This is a genomic window from Novosphingobium aureum (assembly GCF_015865035.1).
In the GTDB taxonomy this organism is placed as follows: domain Bacteria; phylum Pseudomonadota; class Alphaproteobacteria; order Sphingomonadales; family Sphingomonadaceae; genus Novosphingobium; species Novosphingobium aureum.
The window spans coordinates 1,434,070-1,447,887 of sequence record NZ_JADZGI010000001.1 but is presented as its reverse complement, the minus strand read 5'-3'; the positions used below and the strand labels follow the sequence as shown (position 1 = coordinate 1,447,887).

13 protein-coding genes are annotated in these 13,818 nt (G+C 67.5%); 7 read left to right on the top strand and 6 right to left on the bottom strand.

Annotated elements, in window-relative coordinates:
* Nucleotides 1–67: 67 nt before the first annotated feature.
* Both glmS and I5E68_RS06805 read left to right on the top strand, forming a co-directional pair.
* Nucleotides 68–1,891 carry a glutamine--fructose-6-phosphate transaminase (isomerizing) gene (glmS, locus tag I5E68_RS06810; RefSeq protein WP_197162331.1) on the top strand — a complete coding sequence of 608 codons (1,824 nt, stop codon included), beginning with the start codon at nt 68–70 and terminating at the stop codon, nt 1,889–1,891.
* A 152-nt stretch (nt 1,892–2,043) separates the two neighbouring features.
* Entirely contained in the window at nt 2,044–4,356 is a 2,313-nt protein-coding gene (locus tag I5E68_RS06805; protein WP_197164642.1) for a putative bifunctional diguanylate cyclase/phosphodiesterase, read from the top strand.
* Between the two features lie 110 nt (nt 4,357–4,466).
* Here I5E68_RS06805 and purQ read toward each other — a convergent pair whose 3' ends face one another.
* Entirely contained in the window at nt 4,467–5,144 is a 678-nt protein-coding gene (purQ, locus tag I5E68_RS06800; protein WP_197162328.1) for a phosphoribosylformylglycinamidine synthase subunit PurQ, read from the bottom strand.
* Complete coding sequence (purS, locus tag I5E68_RS06795; RefSeq protein ID WP_197162326.1) at nt 5,144–5,380, bottom strand: phosphoribosylformylglycinamidine synthase subunit PurS; 237 nt, start codon at nt 5,378–5,380, stop codon at nt 5,144–5,146. Before purS ends, purQ begins: the two co-directional genes overlap by 1 nt.
* Nucleotides 5,381–5,528: 148 nt before the next feature.
* On the opposite strand from purS, the gene I5E68_RS06790 reads away from it, so the two are divergent.
* The 3 genes from I5E68_RS06790 to I5E68_RS06780 all read left to right on the top strand — a co-directional run bounded on the left by I5E68_RS06790 (nt 5,529) and on the right by I5E68_RS06780 (nt 8,287).
* A complete protein-coding gene (locus I5E68_RS06790; RefSeq protein ID WP_197162323.1) occupies nt 5,529–6,473 on the top strand; it encodes an SDR family NAD(P)-dependent oxidoreductase in 945 nt (314 codons plus the stop codon).
* Between the two features lie 73 nt (nt 6,474–6,546).
* Nucleotides 6,547–7,638, top strand: a complete 1,092-nt coding sequence (locus I5E68_RS06785; RefSeq protein ID WP_197162321.1) for a hypothetical protein — start codon at nt 6,547–6,549, stop codon at nt 7,636–7,638.
* Between the two features lie 37 nt (nt 7,639–7,675).
* The gene (locus I5E68_RS06780) at nt 7,676–8,287 is read left to right on the top strand and encodes a DUF4328 domain-containing protein (protein WP_228727087.1); all 612 of its coding nucleotides are present in this window, start codon (nt 7,676–7,678) and stop codon (nt 8,285–8,287) included.
* Between the two features lie 21 nt (nt 8,288–8,308).
* On the opposite strand, the gene I5E68_RS06775 is transcribed toward I5E68_RS06780, so the two are convergent.
* The 4 genes from I5E68_RS06775 to I5E68_RS06760 form a co-directional block, all read right to left on the bottom strand.
* Nucleotides 8,309–8,680, bottom strand: a complete 372-nt coding sequence (locus I5E68_RS06775) for a DUF2794 domain-containing protein (protein ID WP_197164641.1) — start codon at nt 8,678–8,680, stop codon at nt 8,309–8,311.
* A gap of 5 nt (nt 8,681–8,685) precedes the next feature.
* Nucleotides 8,686–9,408 carry a serine O-acetyltransferase EpsC gene (gene epsC, locus I5E68_RS06770; protein ID WP_197162316.1) on the bottom strand — a complete coding sequence of 241 codons (723 nt, stop codon included), beginning with the start codon at nt 9,406–9,408 and terminating at the stop codon, nt 8,686–8,688.
* A gap of 66 nt (nt 9,409–9,474) precedes the next feature.
* The gene (locus I5E68_RS06765; RefSeq protein ID WP_197162314.1) at nt 9,475–10,101 is read right to left on the bottom strand and encodes a P-loop NTPase family protein; all 627 of its coding nucleotides are present in this window, start codon (nt 10,099–10,101) and stop codon (nt 9,475–9,477) included.
* Between the two features lie 23 nt (nt 10,102–10,124).
* Nucleotides 10,125–11,420 carry a heavy-metal-associated domain-containing protein gene (locus I5E68_RS06760; protein ID WP_370463731.1) on the bottom strand — a complete coding sequence of 432 codons (1,296 nt, stop codon included), beginning with the start codon at nt 11,418–11,420 and terminating at the stop codon, nt 10,125–10,127.
* Nucleotides 11,421–11,489: 69 nt separating this feature from the next.
* On the opposite strand from I5E68_RS06760, the gene purM reads away from it, so the two are divergent.
* Both purM and purN read left to right on the top strand, forming a co-directional pair.
* Nucleotides 11,490–12,593: a phosphoribosylformylglycinamidine cyclo-ligase gene (gene purM / locus I5E68_RS06755; protein WP_197162312.1), complete on the top strand. Its 1,104-nt coding sequence runs from the start codon at nt 11,490–11,492 to the stop codon at nt 12,591–12,593.
* Between the two features lie 79 nt (nt 12,594–12,672).
* Nucleotides 12,673–13,569: a phosphoribosylglycinamide formyltransferase gene (gene purN / locus I5E68_RS06750; protein WP_370463757.1), complete on the top strand. Its 897-nt coding sequence runs from the start codon at nt 12,673–12,675 to the stop codon at nt 13,567–13,569.
* The last annotated feature ends 249 nt before the right edge of the window (nt 13,570–13,818 follow it).

The following is a 13,818-nucleotide window of genomic DNA, read 5'->3' as shown; positions in this document are numbered from 1 at the left end:
TTTATCGCGGGTCGACAGAGGGTTCGCTCCCTCTGGTTCAACGCCGGCATGAAGGTTGAGGCGCGCAATGTGTGGAATTATCGGCATCGTCGGCAAGGAAGAAGTCGCGGACCGTCTGGTCGATGGCCTGCGGCGGATGGAATATCGCGGCTACGACAGCGCGGGCATCTGCACCGTTGACGATGACCAGCTGATCCGCCGCCGCGCCGAGGGCAAGCTGATGAACCTCGTGCGCACCCTGGCCTCAGAACCCGCGGCAGGCACGACCGGCATCGCACACACCCGCTGGGCAACCCACGGCGCGCCGACGACGGCCAATGCCCATCCCCACGCCACCGGCTCGCTCGCCCTCGTCCACAACGGCATCATCGAGAACTTCCGTCCCTTGCGCGAAGGGCTCGAGGCGCGCGGTCGCAGCTTCGAGAGCCAGACAGACACCGAGGTCGTCGCGCACCTCGTCTCCGAGCAGGTCGAGGCTGGCCTCTCCCCCGAGGACGCGGTGCGTGCGGTGCTGCCGCAGCTGCGCGGCGCCTTCGCCTTGGCAATTGCCTTTCGCAGCCACCCCGAACTGCTGATCGGTGCCCGGCTCGGCTCGCCGCTGGTCGTCGGCTACGGAGATGGCGAGACCTATCTCGGCTCGGACGCCCTCGCCCTCGCCCCGCTGACCCAGCGCATCGCCTATCTCGAGGAAGGCGACTGGGTCGTCATCACCCGCGAGGGCGCGCAGATCTATGATGCCGACAACACGCCGGTCGAGCGCGAGATCGTCCACTCGGGCGCCTCTGCCGTCGCCATCGAGAAGGGTAACTACCGCCACTTCATGCAGAAGGAGATCTTCGAGCAGCCGACTGTGGTGGCGCAGACGCTCTCCAGCTACATTCGCCAGGTAACCCAGTCGGTCACCCTGCCGCAGATGGACTTCGACCTTGGCCAGGTGAACCGCATCACCGTAGTCGCCTGCGGTACCAGCTATTACGCGGGCATGGTTGCCAAGTACTGGATCGAGACCTTCGCGCGCATCCCGGTCGACATCGATGTCGCCTCCGAGTTTCGCTATCGCGATCCCGTCCTGGAGCCGGGCGGGCTGGCGCTGTTCATCTCGCAATCGGGCGAGACCGCCGACACGCTCGCGGCCCTCAAGCACTGCAAGGCGAACGGCCAGACCATCGCGGTCGTCGTCAACGTGCCGACCTCGACCATGGCGCGCGAGGCCGACCTTCTTCTCCCGACTCACGCCGGTCCCGAAATCGGTGTCGCCTCGACCAAGGCCTTCACCTGCCAGCTTGCCGTGCTCGCCGCCCTCGCCGCGCGCCTCGCGGTGCTGCGCGGGCGTATGGACCGCGCCGAGGAGACCGAGGTGGTGCGCCATCTCGTCGAGACCCCGGCCTGCCTCAACGCCGCGCTGGCTCACGACGACGAGATCGCGCAGATGGCGCACCTCATCGCCCCGGCGCGCGACGTGCTTTACCTTGGCCGCGGACCGGACTTCCCACTTGCCCTCGAAGGCGCGCTCAAGCTGAAGGAAATCAGCTATATCCATGCTGAAGGCTATGCCTCGGGCGAGATGAAGCACGGCCCCATCGCGCTGATCGACGATGCCGTGCCGGTGATCGTGCTCGCCCCTTCGGGCCCGCTCTTCGAAAAGACCGTCAGCAATATGCAGGAAGTACGCGCACGCGGCGGCAAGGTGGTGCTGATCTCGGATGCCGAGGGCATTGCCGAGGCCGGCGAAGGCTGCATGGCGACGATCGAGATGCCCAAGGTCCATCCCCTGATCGCACCGCTGGTCTATGCCGTGCCGGTGCAGTTGCTCGCCTATCACGTCGCCTGCGTGAAGGGCACCGACGTCGACCAGCCGCGCAATCTCGCCAAGAGCGTAACCGTCGAATAACCGCTGCTCGTCGCCAGGGCAAAACGGCTTGTCGGCATCGCCGACATGGTTTCGGTTCCTTTACTCCTCGCTAACGGGTCTTTGCTAGGCCTGCTTGCGTGACAACCAAAGCGCAAGACAGCTCGAAGACCCTGCCCAGCAACCTGCCGGTAATGGCGCTGCTCGGCCTGGTCGACCCCAAGGACGGCGACTGGGTTCGCCTGAGGGGGATGCAGTACTCAAGCCTGGCGCAGGCGACCAAGTCGCGCCTCGCCTGCCAGGTGGCGGCCGGGATCGGCGTCGTCGCGCTGGCCTGGGGTGGTATCCCGCCCCTCGCGCTCGCGGCCTGGGTTCTGCTGCTGGGCCTGACCTTGTGGCGCAGCCACAATCACGACATGGCGCTGAGCGATGCCGACATGCGCACTCTGGCGCGCAGCGAAATCCGCGCGCAGAGGCTGCGCTCTCTCGTCAATGCGCTGGTCTGGTCGATTCCCCTCGTTGGCTTCGGGCCGTTCCTTGCCTTCCATGTCCAGCTCGAGATCTGGGCGGTTCTATCGATCCTGATGACCGCCTCTGCAGCGCTGGCGGCCGCCGTGCCGCTGGGAACACTGATCTTCACCGCCATCGTCGGCGGCAGCGCCACCGGGCTGTTCCTCTACTCGGGCCACTGGGGCATGAGCCTCATCACCGGCGCCTTCATCCTTACCGTCGCGATCGGCGCGACCGAAGGCGCGCGCCGCCACATGGCTGCACGCATTGCCGAAACCGGCCTCGTCGAGAAGGAAGAAGTGGTCTCGCTGCTCCTGCGCGAATACGAGGAAGGCGATGCCGACTGGCTGTGGCAGATCGATACCGCGCGCCGCGTACGCTCGGTCTCGCCGCGCTTCGCCTTCGCGCTCGAACGCGATGCTGCCAGCGTCTCGGGCACGCCCTTCATCGAACTGATTGCTGGCGCCAGCTGGCAGAGCGGCGACATCGCCCCCAGCCTGCGCGACCTTGCCGACCGCATCAAGCGCAAGGAAAGCTTCTCGAACCTCGCGGTGCAGGTCAACATCGCCGGACAGCAGCGCTGGTGGGAGCTTTCGGGCACCCCCAAGCTCGACGACGACGGCAACTTCGAGGGCTTCCGCGGCGTCGGCTCGGACGTCACCGAAGCGCGCGAGAATTCGGACAAGATCGCGCATCTGGCCCGCTACGATACCCTCACCGGCCTGCCTAACCGCACCCAGCTCAACGAAAGCCTGAGCGATGCGCTGGCTTGGGCGGCCCAGTTCCGCGCCCGCTGCGCGGTGCTGATGATCGACCTAGACCGCTTCAAGGCGGTCAACGACACGCTCGGCCATCAGGTCGGCGACCAGTTGCTTGCGCGCGTCTCGCAGCGCCTGCGCCAGGAGATGGGCGAGCACGACATGTGCGCACGCCTGGGCGGTGACGAGTTCGCAGTCGTGCTGCGTGACGCCTCCGCCTCCAAGCATGTCGAGACCACGGCGAAGCGGATCATCGAACGCCTTGCAGAGCCTTATCTCGTCGACAACCACACGCTCTATGTCGGTGCCTCGATCGGCTCGGCGCTTGGCCCGCGCGACGGCGAGACCGTCGAGACGCTGATGCGCAACGCCGACCTCGCGCTGCACCAGGCCAAGGATCTGGGCGGCAATGCGCACAAGGCTTACGAGCCCGCGCTGCATGCCCTCGCCGAGGAACGCCGCCAGCTGGAAGTTTCGCTGCGCGCCGCGCTCGAGAAGAAGGAGTTCGTGCTCCACTACCAGCCGGTCGTCGATGCCGGAACCGAGGGCGTTGTCAGCTTCGAGGCACTGGTGCGCTGGAACAGCAAGGAACACGGCTTCGTCAGCCCCGCCAAGTTCATCCCGCTCGCCGAGGACACGCGCCTGATCGTGCCGATCGGCGAATGGGTGCTCAACGAGGCCTGCCGCGAGGCGATGAACTGGCCCGAACACGTACGCATCGCGGTCAACGTCTCGGGCGAGCAGCTTCTGGGCACCGACTTCTCGGCCAGCGTGGTTGCCGCGCTTGCGGCCACCGGCCTGCCTGCGCACCGGCTCGAGATCGAGGTCACCGAAAGTATCTTCCTGCGTGACGCGACCAAGGCGCACAAGGAACTGGAGAAGATCCTCGCGCTGGGCTGCGGCATCGCGCTCGACGACTTCGGCACCGGCTATTCCTCGCTCGGCTACCTGCGCAAGGTGCGCTTCTCGACGATCAAGGTCGACCGTTCCTTCGTGCAGGGCGCGGCGGCTGGCAATCCGGAAAGCCTTGCCATCATCCGCGCCGTCGTCGCCATGGCCGACAGCCTCGAGATGTCGACCACCGCCGAGGGTGCCGAGACCGAGCGCGAAGTCGAGATGATCCGCGAACTGGGCTGCCGCAAGATCCAGGGCTACTTCTTCGGCCGTCCGATGGCTGCTGGGGATGCCAAGGCGCTGTTCTCCAGCCGCCACTACCTTGCCCGCCAGCAGGTCGCCTGAGCCCTCTCAGCCAAGACCCGAACGAAAAAGGCGGCGAAGCAGTAGATCTGCTTCGCCGCCTTTTCGTTGTCTGCAAGGACAGTGGAGCGACCAAGCGCTCCAACCCCGCCTCAGGCCCCAACGAGGCCCTTGATCGCGCTCTCGAACAGTGCGCGGCCGTCGGTGCCACCATGCGTCGCCTCGATGGCGCGCTCGGGGTGCGGCATCATGCCCAGCACGTTGCCCGCCGCGTTGAGCACGCCCGCGATGCCGCGCGCCGAGCCGTTGACGTCCTCGGCGTAGCGGAAGGCCACCTGGCCCTCGCCCTCGAGGCGGTCGAGCATCGCATCGTCGGCATAGTAGTTGCCGTCATGGTGCGCGACCGGGATCGAGATCTCCTGCCCTGCGCTATAGCCCGCGGTGAACAGCGAGCTGGCGTTCTCCACCTTGAGCGTGACGTCGCGGCACACGAAGCGGATCACCGAGTTGCGCAGCAGCGCGCCCGGCAGCAGGCCGCTTTCGGTGAGCACCTGGAAGCCGTTGCACACGCCCAGCACGGGCACGCCCTTGCCGGCGGCGGCGATCACCGCCTGCATGACCGGCGAGCGCGAGGCGATCGCCCCGCAGCGCAGGTAGTCGCCATAAGAGAAGCCACCGGGAAGCGCGATGAAGTCGAGGCCATCGGGCAGCTCGGCATCGCCGTGCCAGACACGCAGCGGCGCGGTTCCCGAGACCTTCTCCAGCGCCACCGCCATGTCGCGGTCGCAATTGGAGCCCGGGAAGGTGATGACGGCGGAGCGGAAAGCCATCAGGCTGCAACCTTCTCGATGCGGTAGTTCTCGATCACCATGTTGGCGAGCAGCTTGCGGCACATCTCGTCGAGCGCCTCGTCGCTGGTCGCGTCGGCGACGTCGAGCTCGATCAGGCGACCGGCGCGCACATCGTTGACGCCGGAGAAGCCGAGGCCCTCGAGCGAGTGATGGATCGCGCGGCCCTGCGGATCGAGGACACCGGGCTTGAGGCTGACGTGGACGCGGACTTTCATCACAGGGCCTTTCGCTGGAACAGGCAGATTCGGTAAAGTGCGCCTATGGCCCCGCTGGCGCGCGGGAGCAAGCCGCTCTGACACGCTTTCCCGTTGATCGCCCCCTCTCGTGCTGTCATCCCCTTGCAATCGCTCAGCGGAGACATCGATGCCACTCGACTTCACCGACCAGGTTGCCATCGTCACCGGCGCGGGAACCGGCCTTGGCCGCGCCTATGCGCTCGAACTTGCCCGGCGCGGCGCGCGCGTCCTCGTCAACGACCTGGGCACCGCGCGCAGCGGCAGCGGCAGTGGCAGCGACAGCGACAGCGACAGCGGGGCCGAAACCGCGATCGCGCCTGCCGAGGCGGTCGCGCGCGAAATCCGCGCGATGGGCGGCGAGGCGCTCGCCGATACCGGCGACGTCACCGATTTCGCGCAGATGGAGGCCATGGCCGCGCGAGCGCTGGAGGCCTGGGGCGCCGTCCACGTGCTCGTCAACAATGCCGGAATCCTGCGCGACCGCACTTTCGCCAAGATGGACATGGCCGATTTCGACGCGGTCGTGCGGGTCAACCTGATGGGCAGCGCCTATGCCACCAAGGCGGTGTGGGAGACGATGCGCCGGCAGGGCTATGGCCGCATCCTGATGACCACCTCCTCGACCGGGCTCGGCGGCAATTTCGGACAGGCCAACTACGGCGCGGCCAAGGCGGGCGTGCTCGGCCTCGCGCGCACGCTGCGGCTCGAGGGCGCGAAGTACGACATCCGCGTCAACGCCATCGCCCCCACCGCGGGCACGCGCATGACCGCCGACATCTTCCCCGAGGAAGCCTACGCCGCCTTCAGCACCGACACCGTCGTCCCCGCCGCGATCTTCCTCGTCTCGCGCGATGCGCCAAGCGACGCGATCGTGGGAGCTGCGGGCGGGGTCTTCCAGAGCGGCTTCGTCACCATGAACGAGGGCGTCCTGCTCGAAGGCGATGCCTGCACCGCAGAAGCCGTCGCGGCCGCCTGGCCGAAAATCAGCGATCCGAGCGCGGTGCGCCCCTTCGAGAACGGCATGGAACAATCGCACCAAGCCTTGCACAGAATCCTGAAACCGGACGGTTAATTCGCGACAAGCCGGTTGACCGCCCTACCGCTCTGTCACACGCTCGCTGAACAGAGAGCGGGGAAAATCAAGGATGTATTCACAAGCAGAGCTGCAATCGGCGGTCGATGCCGGTGTGCTCAGCGAGGAGGCAGCGCAGGCCTTGCACGCGCACGTCGCACGGTTGCGTGCGATGCCGGTCGCAGACGAGGAGAACGTGCGGCTCGTCACGGGCTTCAATGATATCTTCGTCACCATCGCCTGCGGGCTGGTGATCTTTTCCGCACTTAACGTGAAGACCTCCGCGATGCCCTGGCTGGGCGGGCTACTCGTCGCCGTGGCCTGCTGGCTCATGGCCGAGATATTCACCCGCAAGCGGCGGATGGCCCTGCCCTCGCTGGTACTGTTGGCGGCCTTCGTGCTGGGCGCGGGCGCCTGCGCCTGGGGCATAGCCGGCACCCTGCTCCCGACCCACGACATCGTCCATACCTGGCAATGGCAGGGCGAGACGAACAGCTGGACCGAACACGTGCGCTATCCCTGGCAGGAAGCGGTGATGATGCTCTGTGCCGGGCTCGCGGCATCGCTCGCAGCGCTCGCGCACTGGCTACGCTTTCGGGTCGCCGCTGCAATCGCCGCAGGCATCGGTGGGCTGGTTGCACTCGCCCTTGGCGCCGTCGGTGCTGCGAGCGGTCAGAGCATCGAGGCCAACCCGGTGATCGCGCCCGCAGCGCTCGTCTGCGGTATCGCGGTCTTCGCATTCGCGATGCGCTGGGACCTTTCGGACCCGCAGCGCCGCACCCAGCGCGCCGACATCGCCTTCTGGCTGCATCTGCTTGCCGCCCCCCTCCTCGCGCACCCGCTGTTCTACTGGATGGGCGTGCTAGGCGGACGGCAGATCACCATGGCAACCGGGCTCGGCGTGCTGGCGATCTATCTCATATTTGCGCTCGTCGCGCTCACCGTCGACAGGCGCGCCCTTCTGGTCTCGGCGCTCGCTTACGTCCTTGCCGCCATGTTCAGCCTGCTCAATCACTTCGGCTCTGTCGGTGCAACGATGGCACTGACCACGCTCGTCATCGGCGGCGCGCTCCTCGGACTCTCGGTATTCTGGGCAACCCTGCGCCGCGCGGTACTTTCAATGCTGCCCGGCGACTGGACCGCGCGCCTTCCGGCTGCAGCCTGACCACCCTCGACACGAAAGGAACCGTCCCTTGGCCCAGATGGACCTCAACCGCGGCCTGCGCGTGCTCGAAGGCCGCGCCCGCGTGCTCAAGCTGCTGCTGATTGCCTACATTGCCTTAACGGCCTTCACGGCCTCCAGCCTGAGCAGCGCCATGCTCATGGGCATCGACCTCGAGGACTTCGAGCACCCGCTCATATTAAGCAGCGCGCTAGCCATATTCCTCGTCATCGCGCTGTTCATCGCGTGCGTCGTGACATTCTGCCTCTGGAGCTACCGTGCCCACGCCAACCTCGTTGCTGCGGGCTTCGAGGATCTGGAATTTACGCCTGCAGCCTCGGTTTATTGGTATTTCGTGCCCGTCGCCCTGCTGTTCAATCCCTACCGCGCGATGCGCGAGTTGTGGAATACAAGCCATCGCGCCCGCGTCGAAGATACTGGGCCAGGAGACATCCGCGTCAAGATCTGGTGGGGCCTGTGGCTTGTCGGCGGCGCGATCACCCGTCTCTCCAACAGCTCGGATTTTCACGGACCGTCCGACCTGATCGGCTTCAGCCTGCTCGCCGGCGCAGCCCTCATACTGCTGATAATCGTCGGCGAGATCACGCGCGCGCAGACTGAGACGCTCAGCGCCAGTCAGGTCTTCGCCTGATCTAGCCCTGCCGCAGCGCCGTCAGTCCACCACCTTGAGCAGCTTGCGTTCGAGGACGGCGAGCACGCCGGGCAGTTCGTGGCCGCGCTTCAGGACTTGTCCCGATTCGCCGAAGAGCGTCCACATGCCCTGCCGGGCGCGCAGCGCGGGGCGTTTCTCGACGCGGGCCTGCGGGCGTTCGGCGGCGCGGCGGAAGGCGGAGAAGTGGGCGGCGTCCTTGTCGAAGTCCATGGCGTAGTCGCGCCAGAACCCGGCTGCGACCATGCGGCCGTAGAGATCGAGGATCTTCTGGAGCTCGTAGCGGTCGAAGCCCACCTGCTGGGCCTGCCTGCCCGGGAAGGCGACGACGCTGGCGCCAGGCGATCCGGAATTTCCGACGGGTCCCGACACTATCGCGTTCAGACGCCCTTGCAGGCGGGCTCGGCGAGTTCGGCGGCCTTGCGCGCGCGCGCCTCTTCCTCGGCGGCGCTGGCGAGAGCGGTGACCTGGCGGCGCAGCATCTCGATCTGCTCTTCGAGTTCGTCGACGCGCTGGTTGGGCGCGGGCTCGCACGGCTCCTTGCAAGGCGTGCCGTAGGGCATGAACTTCTTCGCGTAAGTCTCTGCAGAGACAAGGGTAGAGCGCGCCTTGACGCCGATCATCGTCGCGCCTTCGGGCACGCTTTCGGTGACCACCGCGCTGGCGCCGATGCGCGCGCGCTTGCCGATGGTGACAGGGCCGATGATCTGCGCGCCCGAACCGACGATGACGTTGTCTTCCAGCGTCGGGTGGCGCTTGCCGCCGACGCCATTGGTGGGGTTCGAGCCGCCCAGCGTGACGCACTGGTAGATGGTGACGTTGTCGCCGATCGTCGCGGTTTCGCCGATGACGGTGAAGCCGTGGTCGATGAAGAAGTTCTTCCCGATCGTCGCGCCCGGATGGATGTCGATCGCGGTCATGAATCGCGAGAAGTGGTTCACTGCGCGCGCGAGGAAGAACAGCTTCGCGTTGAACAGGCGGTGCGCGATCTTGTGGTAGAACAGCGCCCACACGCCCGGATAGAGCAGCACTTCCCAGCGCGAACGGGGCGCGGGATCGCGGGCAACGACGGAGTCGAGGTAGCGGACGAGATTTCCAAACATCGGCCCGATTTTCCCATCAAACGGCGCGTGTTGCAAGCGTGCGACGAACTTGCGAGCGCGCGGGACCTAACCTTGCCCCTCGCGGCCACCCCCGACTTCGGCCAGAGCATCGCGCCAGATCGCCAGTGTCGGCGGCTGCTTGCGCTCCAGACTGAGCCGGTCGATGGTCCCGACCAGGCGTTCAGCGCCCAGATGGCTACGCTCGGCCCTGGGTACAAGGTACGAGGTGGCAGAGGGGTCGAGAACGAGCCCGCGCATCTCGGCGTGGACGGCGATGAGGTCGCCGAGCATCTCGTCGTCGGGCGCGTCGATCTCGAGGTCGAGCGCGGCGCCCAGACGCGAGGCGAGATCGGGCAGCGCGACCTGCCACTGGCCCTTTTCGGTGCCGCGCGGCCGGTTGGCGACGATCAGCAGGGGCCGTGCGCTCTCCTGCGCGCGGTTCCAGGCGTGGAACAGCACCTGCTCGTCGATGGTCTCGGCATTGTCGATCACCTCGCCCGCGCGGCTGTCGCCGAACCAGCGGGCGAGCAGCGACTTGCCCGAGCGCGGCGGCCCGGTGAGCACGGCGGTGTGGAACGGCCAGCCCTCGGGGTTGAGCAGGGCATCGACGACGTGCGCATTGGCCGCGCCCACGACGATGCGCGGCGGGGCGTCGCTGGCAGCGGACAGCGGGAGGGCGATCTGCCTGGGCATGGGTACGGCTTCCCTTGCAGGCCTCAGCGGCTGATCCGGAGCGTATTGCCCGAACCCGAAACCTGCCAGCCCTGCCCGCGCAGCGCCGCGGCGAGCCGCTCGCTGCCGCCGACCATGTTGACGCGCATGACCGAGGTCCCGCCGATGGCGAGGCTCACGGTCGAGGCGCCGCGCACGCCGGGAACTCCGCGCACGGCAGCAAGCGCAGCGTCGAGCGCGGCGGCATCGGGCGTCGCGAACTGGATGTTGACGGTCTCTGCGGGAGCGGCAGGCGCACTGTCCGTGACGGTGGGCTGCGGCGGGGGCGGCACGAGCTGCGCCTCGGGCAGCGGCGCGGGGCCGCCACCGGGCATGAGCTTCTCGCGCAGCTGCGCGAAGGCGCGGTCGAGCTCGGCATTGCCGGCGCGAAGGGTCGCATCGGGGGTCAGCTCGCCGCGCGCGAGCGCGCCGCGGTAGATCTCGTCCATGCGCTCGACTGCACGCTCGAGCATCTCGGGCAGCGCCTGTTCGCTCGGCGCGTCCATCGTGAACTTCTCGAGGAACTTGTTGTCGGGGCCATAGCGCGCGGTGAAGGTACCCTTGACCGGGCCGCCGGGCCACTGGCGCTCGAGCCGCGCGACGGGGGTGAGCACGTCGGAGGCGTTGAACTGGCCGAGCACGGTGCTCCACCACAAGCGGCTGCGGCGTCCGGGCTGCCCGGCGGTGAGAATCAGCGATTCGCCCCCGGCCCCGGTCGGCCGCACGTAATCGACCGGAGTCGCGGAAGTCTGAAACTCGGCCCAGGCGCGCTGCCAGGGGCCGCGCACCTCGAAGACCTGACGCACGCCGCCCGAATAGAGCACGGGGATGACGAGCAGCGGCGCCGAGCGCGCCATCGCGCCGCCCTTGCCGACCCACTGTCCGGCCTTGGTCTTGTCGAAGATCACGCCCAGAGTCGCGATGTAGCGGTGCGGGCCGACCTGTTCCTTCTCGATCACCACCGAGGAAACCATCGCGTCGATCGATTCGAGCGGCATGTCGGGCCCGCCGATCTTCTTCCACGCCAGCTTCTGCGCCTCTTTCCAGCCCTTCGTGCGGGCTTCGGCGCCGGTCTTCGCGGTCACGTCGACGCGGATGTTGTCGACCTCGATGTCGGCCGAGCTGGCGAGCGGGGCGATGCCGCGATCGCCGTCGACCTGCGCGACGAGGCGCGAAAAGCCAAGGCCGCCCAGCCCCAGCGCCGCGACTCCTGCAAACGCGAGTCCGAGGCCCAAGGCCTTGCCGGAAACCGCTTTCTTGCGGTCAGGCCGCGGCGATGAGGGAAAAATCTTTATCGTCATTATCGAAACCGGTGGCCTTTTGCCCAAACGGGAATGGAAATCCAAGTCACAAAGCACTATGCGGCCGCAATGTCCGACGATAACTCACCCAAGAGCTACTCCTACGAGCAGGCTGGCGTCTCCATCGCCGCCGGCAACGCGCTCGTCAAAGCCATCGCCCCGCTCGCCAAGTCGACGGCCCGTCCCGGCGCCGATGCCGACCTAGGCGGCTTCGGCGGTTTCTTCGATCCGCGTGCGGCCGGTTACACCGATCCGCTGCTGGTCGCCGCCAACGATGGCGTGGGCACCAAGGTCAAGCTGGCGATCGACCACGACCGCCACGACCACATCGGCATCGACCTCGTCGCGATGTGCGTCAACGACCTTATCGTGCAGGGCGCCGAGCCGCTGTTCTTCCTCGACTACTTCGCCACCGGCAAGCTCGAGAACGGGGTTGCCGAGCGCGTCGTCGCGGGCATCGCCGAGGGCTGCAAGATCTCGGGCTGCGCGCTGATCGGCGGCGAGACCGCAGAGATGCCGGGCATGTATGCGGCCGGCGACTACGACCTCGCGGGCTTCTGCGTCGGCGCGGTCGAGCGCGGCGAGCAGCTCACCGGCGACAAGGTCCAGGCGGGCGACGTCCTGCTCGGCCTCGCCTCCTCGGGCGTACACTCCAACGGCTACTCTCTGGTGCGCCGCCTTGCAGCGGACAAGGGCTGGAAGCTGGACCGTCCCGCCCTCTTCGACCAGGACACCTTGCTGATCGACGCGCTGATCGCGCCGACGCGCATCTACGTGAAGAGCCTGCTGCCCTTCATCCGCGCCGGGCGCATCCACGCGCTCGCGCACATCACCGGCGGCGGCCTGCTCGAGAACGTGCCGCGCGTCCTGCCCAAGAGCCTGCACGCTCGCATCGACGCGGGCGCATGGCCGCAGACGCGCCTGATGGCCTTCCTCCAGGCCCAGGGCAACATCGAGCCCGCAGAGATGGCGCGCACCTTCAACTGCGGCATCGGCATGATCCTCGCGGTCAGCGCCGACGAGGCCGGCCCGCTTCAGGCCGAACTCGAGGCCGCTGGCGAGACGGTTTACGTCGTCGGCGCGATCGAGCCGGGCGAAAAGGGCTGCACCGTGCAGGGCTCGGCCGAGACCTGGTCGGCGCGCGAGGCATGGGAAGCGATCCACCTTGGCTGACGAAGGCAAGGTCGGCGAGGTGCCGGCAGGCGTGACCAGGGCGAAAGTCGCCGTGCTCATCTCGGGCAGCGGCACCAACATGGCCGCCCTGCTCTACGCCAGCCGCGCCGCCGACTGTCCTTACGAGATCGTCCTCGTCGCCTCGAACGATCCCGAGGCCAAGGGTCTCAGGCTCGCAGAGGCCGAGGGCATCGCCACCTTCGCCCACTCGCACAAGGGCATGAAGCGCGCCGAGCACGACGCGGTGATGGATGCCGCCATCCGCGCCAGCGGCGCGCAATGGGTCGCGCTCGCGGGCTACATGCGCATCCTCACCGCAGGCTTCGTCGAGGGCTGGCAGGGCCGGATGGTCAACATCCACCCCTCGCTCCTGCCCAAGTACACCGGGCTGCATACGCACGAACGCGCGATCGAGGCGGGTGACAGCCATGGCGGCGTCACCGTCCACCTCGTCACCGCCGAGCTCGACGACGGGCCGATCCTGGGACAGACCCCGGTCGCCATCGTCGCGGGCGACACCCCCGACACGCTCGCCGCGCGGGTGCTCATCGCCGAGCACCAGCTCTATTCGCGCTGCCTTGCAAGCCTGGTCACGCGCGAGCGCGATCCCGACTGGCTGCTGTCACGCCTGCGCGAGATGGCGCTGGCGCTTCCCGGCACCGAAGAGCGCGAATCGCATGGATCGCCGGGCTGGCGCGTGGGCGGCAAGTACTTCGCCCATTTCAACGACCAGCACCACGGCACGCCGCATGTCGCGCTGCTCGCCAAGACCTCGAGCGCAGACGAGGTCGAGGGCCTCGCCGAGAGCAGCCCGCAGGCCTATTTCAAGCCCGCCTACTATGGCGCTGCAGGCTGGGTCGGCGTGATCCTCAACCGCGAGGAGCTCGACTGGGAGCAGGTACGCGAATGGCTCGAGCGCAGCTGGCGCGCGGTCGCCCCGAAGAAGCTTGCGGCCATGATGGAATTCGGCGGCTAGGGTCAGGACCCTGGCGCGCTCTGGCAATCCGGTCAGCGCGCGGCGAGAGCGACCGGCCTCTCGTCCGGCACGGATGCCGCGAAGGTCGACATGGCCATGGCGGCTCCGAACGAGACCATGGCGACGAACAGGAACGTTCCACCCAGCTTCATCTGACTTCCCCCCTGAACGGCCGCTCGATGGCCCGGACGCGACGCATGCCTTGCATCGCACCCGGGCACGCTGCGGCCCGTTCCCGGAAAGATACCC